At 62.0% G+C, this 12,668-nt stretch carries 14 protein-coding genes; 6 read left to right on the top strand and 8 right to left on the bottom strand.

The annotated features are described in order from the left end of the window. Positions 1–5: 5 nt before the first annotated feature. The 6 genes from pheT to infC all read right to left on the bottom strand — a co-directional run bounded on the left by pheT (position 6) and on the right by infC (position 6,026). On the bottom strand, positions 6–2,414 hold the full coding sequence (gene pheT, locus NKI17_RS06270; RefSeq protein WP_352576304.1) for a phenylalanine--tRNA ligase subunit beta: 2,409 nt from the start codon (positions 2,412–2,414) through the stop codon (positions 6–8). Between the two features lie 106 nt (positions 2,415–2,520). After that, positions 2,521–3,606, bottom strand: a complete 1,086-nt coding sequence (gene pheS / locus NKI17_RS06265) for a phenylalanine--tRNA ligase subunit alpha (RefSeq protein WP_352451635.1) — start codon at positions 3,604–3,606, stop codon at positions 2,521–2,523. Between the two features lie 96 nt (positions 3,607–3,702). Then, entirely contained in the window at positions 3,703–4,104 is a 402-nt protein-coding gene (gene rplT, locus NKI17_RS06260; protein WP_006201247.1) for a 50S ribosomal protein L20, read from the bottom strand. A 146-nt stretch (positions 4,105–4,250) separates the two neighbouring features. Beyond that, positions 4,251–4,454 (bottom strand): 50S ribosomal protein L35, encoded by a 204-nt coding sequence (rpmI, locus tag NKI17_RS06255; protein ID WP_006201248.1) that lies wholly within the window; start codon positions 4,452–4,454, stop codon positions 4,251–4,253. Positions 4,455–4,645: 191 nt separating this feature from the next. After that, positions 4,646–5,287 carry a methyltransferase family protein gene (locus NKI17_RS06250; protein ID WP_352795594.1) on the bottom strand — a complete coding sequence of 214 codons (642 nt, stop codon included), beginning with the start codon at positions 5,285–5,287 and terminating at the stop codon, positions 4,646–4,648. 202 nt (positions 5,288–5,489) lie between these two features. Further along, entirely contained in the window at positions 5,490–6,026 is a 537-nt protein-coding gene (infC, locus tag NKI17_RS06245; RefSeq protein WP_023677573.1) for a translation initiation factor IF-3, read from the bottom strand. Positions 6,027–6,241: 215 nt separating this feature from the next. Between infC and NKI17_RS06240 the strand changes: the two genes are divergently transcribed. After that, positions 6,242–7,009: an alpha/beta hydrolase gene (locus tag NKI17_RS06240; protein ID WP_352472561.1), complete on the top strand. Its 768-nt coding sequence runs from the start codon at positions 6,242–6,244 to the stop codon at positions 7,007–7,009. Between the two features lie 2 nt (positions 7,010–7,011). Here NKI17_RS06240 and NKI17_RS06235 read toward each other — a convergent pair whose 3' ends face one another. Further along, positions 7,012–8,025, bottom strand: coding sequence for a 1-aminocyclopropane-1-carboxylate deaminase (locus NKI17_RS06235; protein ID WP_023677571.1), 1,014 nt, complete (start codon positions 8,023–8,025; stop codon positions 7,012–7,014). A 170-nt stretch (positions 8,026–8,195) separates the two neighbouring features. Between NKI17_RS06235 and NKI17_RS06230 the strand changes: the two genes are divergently transcribed. The 3 genes from NKI17_RS06230 (at position 8,196) to NKI17_RS06220 (ending at position 10,263) form a co-directional block, all read left to right on the top strand. Next, positions 8,196–8,660, top strand: a complete 465-nt coding sequence (locus NKI17_RS06230) for an Lrp/AsnC ligand binding domain-containing protein (protein ID WP_023677570.1) — start codon at positions 8,196–8,198, stop codon at positions 8,658–8,660. Positions 8,661–8,918: 258 nt separating this feature from the next. Next, positions 8,919–9,407 (top strand): DUF2852 domain-containing protein, encoded by a 489-nt coding sequence (locus tag NKI17_RS06225; RefSeq protein WP_352905523.1) that lies wholly within the window; start codon positions 8,919–8,921, stop codon positions 9,405–9,407. A gap of 97 nt (positions 9,408–9,504) precedes the next feature. After that, positions 9,505–10,263 (top strand): M48 family metallopeptidase, encoded by a 759-nt coding sequence (locus NKI17_RS06220; protein ID WP_352905522.1) that lies wholly within the window; start codon positions 9,505–9,507, stop codon positions 10,261–10,263. 73 nt (positions 10,264–10,336) lie between these two features. On the opposite strand, the gene NKI17_RS06215 is transcribed toward NKI17_RS06220, so the two are convergent. After that, the gene (locus NKI17_RS06215; RefSeq protein ID WP_023677566.1) at positions 10,337–10,555 is read right to left on the bottom strand and encodes a hypothetical protein; all 219 of its coding nucleotides are present in this window, start codon (positions 10,553–10,555) and stop codon (positions 10,337–10,339) included. Between the two features lie 167 nt (positions 10,556–10,722). On the opposite strand from NKI17_RS06215, the gene NKI17_RS06210 reads away from it, so the two are divergent. Both NKI17_RS06210 and trpB read left to right on the top strand, forming a co-directional pair. After that, a complete protein-coding gene (locus tag NKI17_RS06210) occupies positions 10,723–11,382 on the top strand; it encodes a phosphoribosylanthranilate isomerase (RefSeq protein ID WP_352576379.1) in 660 nt (219 codons plus the stop codon). Between the two features lie 33 nt (positions 11,383–11,415). Further along, positions 11,416–12,666: a tryptophan synthase subunit beta gene (trpB, locus tag NKI17_RS06205; protein WP_352576311.1), complete on the top strand. Its 1,251-nt coding sequence runs from the start codon at positions 11,416–11,418 to the stop codon at positions 12,664–12,666. Positions 12,667–12,668: the final 2 nt, after the last annotated feature.

The raw sequence follows: 12,668 nt of genomic DNA, 5'->3' as shown, positions 1-12,668 counted from the left end.
CCGTTCTAGGTTCTGAGCACGCCGCCGGTCTGCTTGCCGACATTCTCGACGATGCGCTTGGCCAGCGCCTCGAAATCGTCGTCGGTCAGCGTCTTTTCGACCGGCTGGATCGACACTTCAATGGCGATCGATTTTTTCGCCGCGCCGAGCGCTGCACCCTCGAAAACATCGAACACCGAGACGCCGGAAATCAGCTTTCGGTCGGCGGCAAGGGCGGCGCGAACGAGTGTGCCGGCTTCGACCGCCTTGTCGACAACGAAGGCGAAATCGCGCTTGACCGCCTGGAAGGCGGACAGATCAAGCCTCGGCTTCGTCCGCGTCGGCTTGGCCTTCGGCTCGGGCACCGCATCGATGAACACTTCGAAGCCGCAGAGCGGGCCGGAGACGTCCAGCCCCTCCAGTGTCTTCGGGTGGAACTCGCCAAACGTGCCAAGGATTACCTTCGGCCCAAGCTTGATCGTGCCGGAGCGGCCGGGATGATACCAGGCCGGGCCGCCAGCCTCGATCTGCAGCCGCTCGACCGGCGCGCCGCAGGCTTCGAGTGCTGCGATCGCATCGGCCTTGGCATCGAAGACGCCGACGGCGCCGGCGTTGCCGGCCCAATGGCGGCCGGAGCCCTCGAGCTTGGCGGTGCCGCGCCGCACGCCGGCGGCAACGCGCCGCTGCTGGTCGGCGCCGTCGCCCTCGTAAGTGCCCGACACTTCGAAAAGCGCGATATCGCCGATGCCCCTGTCGGCATTGCGCTGTGCTGCCGCAATCAGCCCCGGCAGCAGCGACGGCCGCATGTCCGACATATCGGCGGCGATCGGGTTGGCAAGCTTCAGCGCCTGCTGGCCGCCGCCGAACAATTCGGCGTGTTTTGCCGGAATGAACGACCAGGTGACGGCCTCCATCATGCCGCGCACGGCAAGTGCCCGCTTGGCGGCGCGGGTGCGGATCTGCAGCACAGTCAGGATCCTGGCGTTGACCGCATCGTGCGAACCGAGCGGCTGCGGCGCGATGTTGTCGACGCCGTGGATGCGCATGACCTCCTCGACCAGGTCGGCCTTGCCGTCGACATCCGGCCGCCAGGACGGGACCGCCACATTGACGACATCGCCCGTGCCCTCCGGCCTGAAGCCGAGGCGGGCAAGAATGTCGAGGCTTGTCGAGCGCGGCACTTCGATGCCGGTCAGCCGCTTCACTTCCGACAATGGGAACGAGACGATCTTCGGCTGATGGCCGGCATAGCCGACGACTCGGGTTTGGGCCGGCGTACCACCGCAGAAATCGAGCACCAGCTTCGTTGCCAGCTCCAAGCCGGGAACCATCATTTCCGGGTCGACGCCACGCTCAAACCGATAGCGCGCGTCGGTGATGATGCCGAGTGTGCGGCCGGTGCGGGCGGTGGTGATCGGGTCCCAAAGCGCCGACTCGATCAGCACGTCTGACGTGTTCTCGTCGCAGCCGGAATGCTCGCCGCCCATGATGCCGGCAATCGATTCGATGCCGTCCTGGTCGGCGATGACGCACATCTCCGGCGTCAGCGTGTATTCGCGGCCGTCGAGCGCCAGCACCTTTTCGCCGTCATGCGCCCGGCGCACGGTGAGATTGCCGGTGACCTTCGCAGCGTCAAAAACATGCAGCGGCCGACCGCGGTCGAAGGTGACGTAATTGGTGATATCGACGAGCGCGCTGATCGGCCTCAAGCCGATGGCGAGAAGCCTTTGCTGCAGCCATTTCGGCGACGGTCCGTTCTTGACGCCGCGTACCAGGCGCAGCGCAAAGCCGGGACAGAGCTCCGGCGCTTCGATCGTCACCTTGACCGGCGTCTCGCCCTTGCCGGGGATCGGCTCTATCGGCGCGATCTTCAGCGTGCCGAGCCCGCTCGCCGCCAGATCGCGGGCGATGCCATGGACACTGGTCGCATCCGGCCGGTTCGGCGTCAGATTGATCTCGATCAGCGGGTCGTCGAGATGGGCATAGGCGGCGAAGCTGGTACCGACCGGCGCATCGGCCGGAAGGTCGATGATGCCGTCATGCTCCTCGGACAATTCGAGCTCGCGCTCGGAGCACATCATGCCGTGGCTTTCAACGCCGCGGATCTTGCCGACGGTCAGCGTCACGTCGATGCCGGGAATATAGGTGCCCGGTGCTGCAAAGGCGCCGATCAGGCCCGCGCGGGCGTTCGGCGCTCCACACACGACCTGCACCGGCGGCTTGCCGTCGCCGGTGTCGACGGTCAGCACGCGAAGCCGGTCGGCGTCGGGATGCTGGACCGCCGTCAGCACCTTGGCGATGACGAAGGGGGCCAGGCTCGCCCGGTCGTCGACATGCTCGACCTCGAGGCCGATCGAGGTGAGACGCTCGACGATTTCCGCCAGCGAGGCGTCGGTGTCGAGATGATCCTTGAGCCAGGAGAGGGTGAGTTTCATGACTGTGTTCCGTCTGGTCTGGGCACGCTGCACTTGAAGCTATGCGTCCGCGCGTCGCACATGTGCAGGAAGGCGAGCTGCCCGCGGATTTGCTGCGGCCCGGTCGTCACGCGCTCAAGCCCCCGAACAGCGTCGGCATGTCAAGCGGCCTAAAACCGTAATGCGACAGCCAGCGCACATCGGCGTCGAAGAAGGCGCGCAGATCCGGCATGCCGTATTTCAGCATGGCGATGCGGTCGATGCCCATGCCCCAGGCGAAGCCCTGGTATTCGTCGGGATCGAGCCCGCCGTAACGGAGCACATTGGGGTGGACCATGCCGCAGCCGAGGATCTCCATCCAGTCCGAGCCCTCGCCGAAGCGCACCTCGCCGGGCCGCGAACGGTCGCACTGGATGTCGACCTCGAGGCTGGGCTCGGTGAACGGGAAGAAGGACGGCCGGAAGCGCATCTTGACGCTCGGCACTTCGAAGAAGGCCTTGCAGAACTCCTCCAGCACCCATTTCATGTTGGCGACGTTGGCCGATTTGTCGATCACCAGCCCCTCGACCTGATGGAACATCGGCGAGTGGGTGGCATCGGAATCCTGCCGGTAGGTCTTGCCGGGAATGACGATGCGGATCGGCGGCTTCTGCATCTCCATGGTGCGGATCTGCACCGGCGAGGTGTGGGTGCGCAAAAGCTTGCGCTCCCCCTGCTCGTCCGGCTGGAAGAAGAACGTGTCGTGCATCTCGCGCGCCGGGTGGCCTTCCGGGAAGTTCAGCGAGGTGAAATTGTAATAGTCGGTCTCGATGTCCGGACCTTCGGCGATGGCAAAGCCGAGATCGCCGAAAATCGCCGCGATCTCGTCGATAACCTGGCTGATCGGATGGATGCGGCCGCGCTCGGCCGGCGATTGCCTGACCGGCAAGCTGACGTCGACCTTCTCGGCGGCAAGCCGTGCCGTGATCGCCACATCTTTCAGCTCGGCGCGGCGCGCCGAAAGTGCCTCGGTGACGCGGTTCTTGAGGCCGTTGATTGCCGGGCCTTTGACCTGTCGCTCCTCGGCGCTCATCGAGCCGAGCGTCTTCAGCATCTCGGAAACCGAGCCCTTCTTGCCAAGGGCAGAGACACGCACCGCCTCGATCGCCTGCTCGTCGGCGGCCGAGGCGATCTCGGCCATCAGGGAATTTTCGAGAGTTTCCATGTCACTCATGTTCCAGATCCGATTGGAAGCAAAGAAAAACCCGCGCCAGCCCTGCCAGCGCGGGTTTCCCAAATCAAGTGTCGAATAGCTTGGGAAGCGCTGGTCTTAAGCGACAGCGCTTTCAAAAGCATTCGGCGTGGTGTTCTTCAGGTATTCGAGCGCGACCTTGGCCTTGGCCACGAGTGCGGCGAAGGCCTGCGGCTCGTGGATGGCCATGTCCGACAGGATCTTGCGATCGATCTCGATCCCGGCCTTGTTGAGACCGTCGATGAAACGGCCATAGGTCAGGCCATGCTCATGCGTCGCCGCATTGATGCGCTGGATCCACAGCGCGCGGAACGAGCGCTTGCGGTTCTTGCGGTCGCGATAGGCGTACTGCAGCGACTTTTCCACCGCCTGCTTGGCGATGCGGATGGTGTTCTTGCGACGGCCGTAAAAACCCTTGGCGGCTTTCAGGACCTTCTTGTGCTTGGCGTGCGAGGTGACGCCTCTCTTTACGCGTGCCATGTCATGATCTCCTTAAAAGCAATTCCAGGAAAGTGCCTGGCGGTTTTCCGTTCGGAATTGCGTAAAACAAATGCGTGCCCAGACCGAATGCTCTTATTTTGGCGCATGATGTTTCCAAAAAGTCTGCAACTTTTTGGCATCATGCCCTAGAGGCCGTTCGGCAGAAAATTCTTGATGACCTTCTTGCCATCCGGTTCAGCCAGAACCATCGTGCCGCGGGCATTTCGAATGAACTTGTTGGAACGCTTGATCATGCCGTGACGCTTGCCGGCCGCAGCCGACAGAACTTTACCCGTACCTGTGATCTTGAACCGCTTCTTGGCGGCCGATTTGGTCTTCATCTTGGGCATTTTGCTACTCCGTTTATATGCGCACCAATGCGCTTTTTGTTCGCTTCAGGCCGACCAAAGCCCGAAAAGCAAATGAAACCGCCACGGCATGCCCTGCCGGGCGGTTTTTTGGGAACGGCGGTCCTATACGTCAAAGCGGGCTGGCGCGCAACACCCCGTGCTCAGCAACACTGTATTCAGCAACACTGTACTCAGGGGAAACGGAACAGCACCGGCAATATGCCGGACTGCTGGGCGCCGTCGATCAGTTCGAAAGCCGGCAAGGCAACGAGGAAGACCAGCCCGTCCAGCAGCGTGGTTCGCAGCAGGCGCGGCTTGAAGCTGCCGGTGTCGCCTTCCTGATACAGCGACAGTTTCGGGAAGAAGCGCGGCACTTTCGCCAGGTAGGCCTGGTATTGCGCGCCGAGAGCCTGCTTGAGGAATTTCTCCTCGCGCAGGATAACGATGTAAAAGGCACCCGCGCAGAGCGCTCCAAAGCCGATCGTGGCGGTGATGGAGCCGATCTGTGCGCCGACACCGGCGGCAGCTAAAGTAGAGAAGACATAGAGCGGGTTGCGGGTGATCGAATAGGGTCCGCCGGTCACCACTTCGGAGGATTTGCGACCGCCGATATAGAGCGTCGACCACAAGCGTCCGACGATGCCGAGAAAGATCAGCACGACGCCAACCATTTCGATCGTTTCATGCACAGGCGTATCGGGCGGAAAAACCGACTGCCCGAACAAAAGCATCGCGAACAGGACGACGACGACGACGGCAAGCACCATCCTGCGCGTGTGCTGGTAGCTGCCCAGCCCATATCTGGCTTCCGAATGCTTGACGTCATTGACCATGTCGGGAATCCGATCGTCGAGGGAACCAGAGCGTCTTTGCTCTCGCCGGCGATCGCAGCGTCTGGCCAAGAAAACAGGCGCCCCGCCGATCGCCGGGACGCCTTGCAACATGATTCAGGCGGATTTTATGCACGTCGCCCAAAAGTGCGCAGCGGTTTTGCGACAACGACATGCACAAAACAGAACTAAAGCGCAACGCGCTTTAGCGGGGCGCCAGCACCATCATCATCTGACGGCCTTCGAGCTTCGGTTCGGCTTCGACCTTGGCGATGGGCGCCACTTCCTCGCGAACCTTGTTCAGAAGCTGCATGCCGAGTTCCATATGCGCCATCTCGCGACCGCGGAAGCGCAATGTCAGCTTGACCTTGTCGCCTTCCTCGAAAAAGCGCCGGACGGCCTTCATCTTGGTCTCATAGTCGTGGCTGTCGATGTTCGGGCGCATCTTGATCTCCTTGATCTCGATGACCTTCTGGTTCTTGCGCGCCTCGGCCGCCTTCTTCTGGTTGGCGTATTTCAGCTTGCCGAGATCGAGGATCTTTACGACGGGCGGCACTGCATTGGGCGATATCTCGACCAGATCGAGCCCCGCCTCTTCGGCGAGCAGCAATGCATCGTTGATGGAGACATCGCCGCGGTTCTGGCCTTCGGCGTCGATTAGCTGGACCCGGGGAACCCGGATGTCACGGTTGGAGCGCGGGCCTTCCTTGGTGGGCGCCGCTGCTTTGAAAGGTCTGCGAATGGTCGTGGTCTCCTTGAGCCGTTTCGTTAAGGGGTTCTTCAGTTCAGAATTGCGAACGCGCAATGTGGTGAGCGCGCGGTCGGAGTCAATAGCACAGCATTCTCAGGAAATCACCTGCTCGATGGAATGCTCCTCTGCACCAAGCGAAGAAAGTGGCGGAGCACTTTTCGTTGAATGCCTTGCTGTGTCAAAAGACCGGCGTGAGGGAATACACCATGACCACCACCCCGATCTTTCTGGACGTCGACGGGACGAGCATCGCCGTCAGGCATGCTACAGGTGCGGAGCCCGGCATCGTCTGGCTCGGCGGCTACAAATCGGACATGCTGGGCACCAAGGCCGAAACGTTGTCGGAATGGGCGCGCAAAGAAGGTCGCGCCTTTCTGCGCCACGATTATTCCGGCCACGGCGAATCGGGTGGCGCCTTTGCCGACGGCACCATCTCGAAATGGCTGGGCGAGAGCCTGGCGGTTTTCCGCCGCTTCACCCAGGGCAGGCAGATCCTGGTCGGCTCCTCGATGGGCGCCTGGATCGCGCTGCGCATGGTGCAGGAATTGCGCAAGGCGGGCGAAAACAGCATCGCAGGTCTTGTGCTGCTGGCCCCGGCGCCCGATTTCACATTCGAACTGGTGGAGCCGGTGCTGACCGGGGCGCAGAAGCGCAACCTCAGGAAAAAGGGCTTTTTCGAGGAGCCGTCGGACTATTCCGCCGAACCGTACATCTACACGCGCGCACTGATCGAGGACGGCCGCAACAACCGGGTGATGACCGGGCCGATCGACACGCACTGTCCGGTCCACATCCTGCAAGGCCTTGCCGATCCCGACGTGCCGTCGAGCCATGCGTTGAAGCTGGTCAGCCTGCTGCCGGCCGACGACGTCACGCTGTCGCTCATTCCCGACGGCGACCACCGCCTGTCGCGGCCGCAGGATCTCGACATGCTGGTGCGGGCGGTGGACGCCATGGTGCGGCAGGCGGGATAGATTCAGCCGTTGCGGAACGCATAAGCATATCCGTTGATGGCCGGAGCGCCGCCAAGGTGGGCGTAGAGCACTTTCGATCCCTTGGGAAAATAACCCTTGCTCACGAGATCGATCATGCCCTGCATGGATTTTCCCTCATAGACCGGATCCGTGATCATGCCTTCAAGACGCGCGCAGAGACGGATTGCTTCCTTCGTCTCCTGCGAGGGGACGCCGTAGACCGGATAGGCATAATCTTCGATCAGGACGACATCGTTCTCATCGAGCTCCTTGCCGAGTTCGACCAGCGTCGCGGTGCTCTGCGCGATCTTGAGCACTTGCGCCTTGGTCTGCGCCGGGGTGCAGGATGCGTCGATGCCGATCACCTTGCGCTCGCGGCCGTCCTTGGCGAAGCCGACCAGCATGCCGGCGTGAGTCGAACCGGTGACGGTACAAACGACGATGTAGTCGAAGGCAAAGCCGAGCTCCTTCTCCTGCGCGCGGACCTCCTCGGCAAAGCCGACATAGCCCAGGCCGCCATATTTGTGTACCGAAGCCCCGGCCGGAATTGGATAGGGTTTGCCACCCTTGGCCTTCACATCCGCGATTGCCTGTTCCCAGCTTTCCCTAATCCCGATGTCGAAACCCTCATCGACCATCTGGACATCAGCGCCCATGATCCGGCTCAAAAGGATATTGCCGACGCGATCGTAGACGGCGTCCTCGTGGGGCACCCAGCTTTCCTGCACGAGGCGGCACTTCATGCCGATCTTCGCCGCGACGGCCGCCACCATGCGCGTATGGTTGGATTGGACGCCGCCGATCGACACCAGTGTGTCGGCGTTTGAGGCGATCGCGTCCGGGACGATATATTCGAGCTTGCGCAGTTTATTGCCACCGAAGGCAAGGCCGGAATTGCAATCCTCCCGCTTGGCATAGAGATCGACCTTCCCGCCGAGATGACCACCAAGCCGCTCCAGTTTCTCGATATGGGTCGGCCCGAATGTGAGCGGATAACGTTCGAATTTCTCGAGCATGAGAGTGCCCTCGCTTGTTCCATTCATTGCGGTGTGGTGCGATGAACACTATCAGCTCTGCCTTGAAATGTGCTCTCAAAGATCGAGCCCAGAATATCCAAAATATCGCTTCATGGCATTGAAATGTCATATATATTCGATTCTTAATCCGAATAACGGAAGAATCTTTCATGCGCGCAGCGCTCGACCGGATCGACCTGAAAATGTTGCGCCTGCTCCAGGGCAATGGGCGACTGACCAATGCGGAGCTGGCGCAGTCGGTCGCTGTTAGCCCGGCGACGTGCCACCGCCGGACGCAACGCCTGTTCGATGAAGGCTACATCAGCCATGTCAGGTCGATGGTGACCCCGCAGAAGGTCGACAGAGGCGCGTTGGTGATGGTTGGCGTCGTACTCGACCGTTCGACCCCGGAGAGTTTCGCGGAATTCGAAAAGGCCGTCGCCAAGCTGAAATTCATTCTCGACTGCCATCTGGTGGCAGGCGACTTCGATTATTTTCTGAAGATCAGGGTTGGTGACATGGCGGATTTCAACCGAATCCACGGGGACCAATTGATCGCACTGCCTGGCGTTCGCCAGACCAGAACCTTCTTCGTGATGAAAGAGGTCGTCGACAATGCGCCTCTGGATTTTTGAACGGACGGCTTCGAAGCGTCAAACCATTGCACTCAGCCAGCAGACGCGATCGGCGCTGGATTTTCACTGCAGAACCGTCGGCGACATTGCCCCCTTACGGGGCCTGGCTGCTCTTTTCCTCGAAAAGCTCAAAAAGCGATAATCATTTCAGCCGCTTGTCCGGTTTTGACGGCTGCTGTCTTGAATCGCCGTTTTCTTCATCCCATTTCGATTCCACGCAGCCGGATTTGGCTGTCTCCAACTGAAGGATTGGAAGAAATGAACACATCTGCATTGATCCGTCCGGCCTGGACGCCGGCGACCATCGCGTTGATGGTGATCGGGTTCATGGTGTTCTGGCCGCTCGGCTTAGCCATGCTCGCCTACATCATCTGGGGCGATCGGCTCGAGGGCTTCAAGCGCGACGTCAACCGCGCGACCGACGGCATCTTCGCCGGCTGCCGCCGCGGCTCCGACAAGGCCGCGCGCTGGGGCCATGGCTCCGCCCGCACCGGCAACGTCGCTTTCGACGACTGGCGCGAAAAGGAACTCGAGCGGCTTGCCGAGGAACGCCGCAAGCTCGACGAGATGCTGAGCGAGTTCGACGAATATGCCCGCGAATTGCGCCGCGCCAAGGACCAGGAAGAGTTCGATCGCTTCATGGCCAACCGCAACAAGTCGACGTCGCCCACGACGGGTGGGTCAACCGGCTCGACGACGAACAACAAACGCGGCGGCAACTCCACGCCAGGCCTGCTCGACGAGTAAGGTCCCGTGCCCAGATAGATAATCCAACGGCGTCGCGTCAGCGGCGCCGTTTCTTTTTTGTTCTAGTCGTTTCCCTCGAATCACGTATCGTCCCGGAATGTCCTTCGGCTTCTTCCGCACCCCGACGAAACCCAAGCCCACGCCCGTCGTGGAGCGCGAGCATTGCGTTGCCGGCCGCACGCTGCCGCTCAAGATCGTCGAGAACGACCGCGCCCGCCGCCTGACGCTGCGCATCGACTCCGGCGGCCGCGGCCTGCGCATCACCGTGCCGCCGGGGCTGCGCCGCGGCGAGGTGGAAAAATTCCTCGACCGCCATCAGGACTGGCTGGAGCAAAGGCTGGCCAAGGTGCCCAACCGGCCACAGGTGCGGCCCGGCATCAAGATACCGGTGCGCGGTGTGCCGCATCGCATCGCCCATGAACCGTCGAAACGCGGCACCGTCACGCTATCGCGCGACGAGCGCGGGCCGCTGATGATCGTGCATGGCGAACGCGTGCATCTGCCGCGCCGCATCGCCGATTTCCTGAAGCGCGAAGCCAAGCGGGAGATCGAGGCGCTGGTGACGAAGCACAGCGCCGCGATTGGCAAGCGGGCCAAGGCGATCCGCTTCAAGGATACGTCGAGCCGCTGGGGGTCCTGCACGTCGGACGGCAATCTGTCGTTTTCCTGGCGCATCATGATGGCGCCGCGGCCGGTGATAAACTACCTCGTCGCGCATGAGGTGGCGCACCTCAAGGAGATGAACCACGGCCCGAAATTCTGGAAATTATGCGAGCAGCTTTGCCCGGACACCGAGCGCTGCAAGGACTGGCTCAAGCGCAATGGCGGCGCGCTGCAGGCGATCGCGTTCGAGTAGGATGCTTGTAGGGGCACGAAATGGAAACTGTAGCGATCCTTCGCGCCGGCCTCACTCGATTCTGCACTGCCGATCAATCGTCATTCGCCGCGTTCAACTCCTCCGGCCGCAGCCCCTCGTCGGCGTGGCGCGGCCAGGGCAGGAAATCCTTCTCGAAGCCATCGTTGCTGAAATAAGCCAGCGCCCGGTGCGCCTCGGCGCCGTTGAAGGCTGCCTTGTCCATCAAATGAGCGATGACCTCATGGGCCTGCGCCAGCTTTTGCCTGAGTTCCGCGACGGTCTTTTCCGGCATGATCTTTGTTCTCCCGCCTTTGTGCCTGAGCAAGGCAGCGCGTTGCGTTCTTAGATTAGCAAGGTAGCGCGTTGCGCTCTTACATTAGCAAGGTAGCGCGTTCCGCGCTGGCGGCAAACAGGATGCTTTTTCTCGACTCTTTGGCCGTTTCGTGCCAATCCCGCGCCATGGCGCTCGACATCAAGATATGCGGGTTGAAGACCGACAAGGCACTGGCCGCGGCATTGGCCGGCGGCGCCAGCCATGTCGGCTTCATTTTCTTTGCCAAAAGCCCGCGCTATGTCGAGCCGGCGGAAGCTGGCCGCCTGCGCGAAGCGGCGCGCGGCAGGGCCAAGGCGGTTGCGGTGACGGTCGACGCCGGCGACGCGTTTCTGGATGAGATCGTCGAAAAAATGCAGCCCGACATGCTGCAGCTTCACGGCGCCGAAACCCCTGAGCGGGTGGCCGAGGTGAAGGCGCGCTACGGCTTGCCGGTGATGAAGGCGCTGCCGGTCAGCGAGGCTGCCGATCTCGAGCAGGTAAAACCCTTCGTCGGCATTGCCGACCGCTTTCTGTTCGATGCCAAGCCGCCTAGGAATTCGGAATTGCCGGGCGGCAACGGTCTTGCCTTCGACTGGCGCATTCTTGCCGGCCTTGACGCCGGCGTCGATTACATGCTTTCCGGTGGGCTCAATGCTGGAAATATCGGCGACGCCGTTCGGCTCGTGAACCCGCCCGGAATAGATATTTCTTCGGGCGTGGAAAACGCGCCGGGCGTCAAGGAACCGGCGCTGATCGAACAATTTTTCCGGGCCGTCGGGGCAGCACGCGACAACCGCGCCGCCTGACCACGCTTCAAACCGCAGACCAGGAGATCGGCGATGGATAAGCCGGCGATACCGAATTCCTTCCGCACCGGCCCCGACGAGCAGGGCATGTTCGGCATTTTTGGCGGTCGTTTCGTTGCCGAAACGCTGATGCCGCTGATCCTCGAGCTGGAGCGGCACTGGAACGAGGTCAAGAACGACCCGGATTTCAAGGCCGAGCTGACCGATCTCTCGACGCATTACGCCGGGCGGCCTTCGAAGCTCTATTTCGCCGAAGGCCTTACCCGGCATCTTCGCGGGGTTTCCGCGGCTAAGGGCCTCGGGGGCGGCGCAAAAGTCTATTTCAAGCGCGAGGACCTGAACCACACTGGCTCGCACAAGATCAACAACTGCCTCGGCCAGATCCTGCTCGCCAAGCGCATGGGCAAGACGCGGATCATCGCCGAGACCGGCGCCGGCCAGCATGGCGTCGCGTCCGCTACAGTGGCGGCGCGCTTCGGGCTTCCTTGTATCGTCTATATGGGTGCAACCGATGTCGCCCGGCAAAGCCCCAACGTCTTTCGCATGAAGCTTCTGGGCGCCGAGGTGCGGCCGGTGACCGCCGGCCACGGCACGCTGAAGGACGCCATGAACGAGGCGCTGCGCGATTGGGTGACCAATGTCGAGGATACCTATTACCTGATCGGCACCGCCGCCGGCCCGCACCCCTATCCGGAGCTGGTGCGCGACTTCCAGTCGGTGATCGGCACCGAGGCGCGTGCCCAGATCCTCGAGCAGGAAGGCCGGCTGCCGGACACCATCATCGCTTGTGTCGGCGGCGGCTCGAACGCCATCGGCCTGTTCCATCCCTTCCTGGATGACAGGCAGGTGCGCATCATCGGCGTCGAAGCCGGCGGCCGCGGGCTCGACGGCATCGAGCATTGCGCCTCGATGAGTGCCGGCGCGCCCGGCGTGCTGCATGGCAACCGCACCTACCTCTTGCAGAACGCCGACGGCCAGATCATGGACGGCCACTCGATCTCGGCCGGCCTCGACTATCCCGGCGTCGGGCCGGAGCACTCATGGCTGCGCGATTCCGGCCGCGTCGACTATGTGCCGATCCTCGACGACGAGGCGCTGGAGGCGTTCCAGCTGACGACACGCGTCGAGGGCATCATTCCGGCGCTGGAATCGGCCCATGCCATCGCGCAGGCGGTGAAGATCGTGCCTGATATGGACAAGGACCAGATCGTCATCGTCAACCTGTCCGGCCGTGGCGACAAGGACGTGCACACAGTGGCCAATATGCTGGGCATGGAGATCTGATC

The sequence above is a fragment of the Mesorhizobium sp. M0816 genome (assembly GCF_040320005.1).
GTDB lineage: Bacteria > Pseudomonadota > Alphaproteobacteria > Rhizobiales > Rhizobiaceae > Mesorhizobium.
Note: the sequence above shows the minus strand (reverse complement) of the source record. Positions and strands in the feature narration are given on the sequence as shown.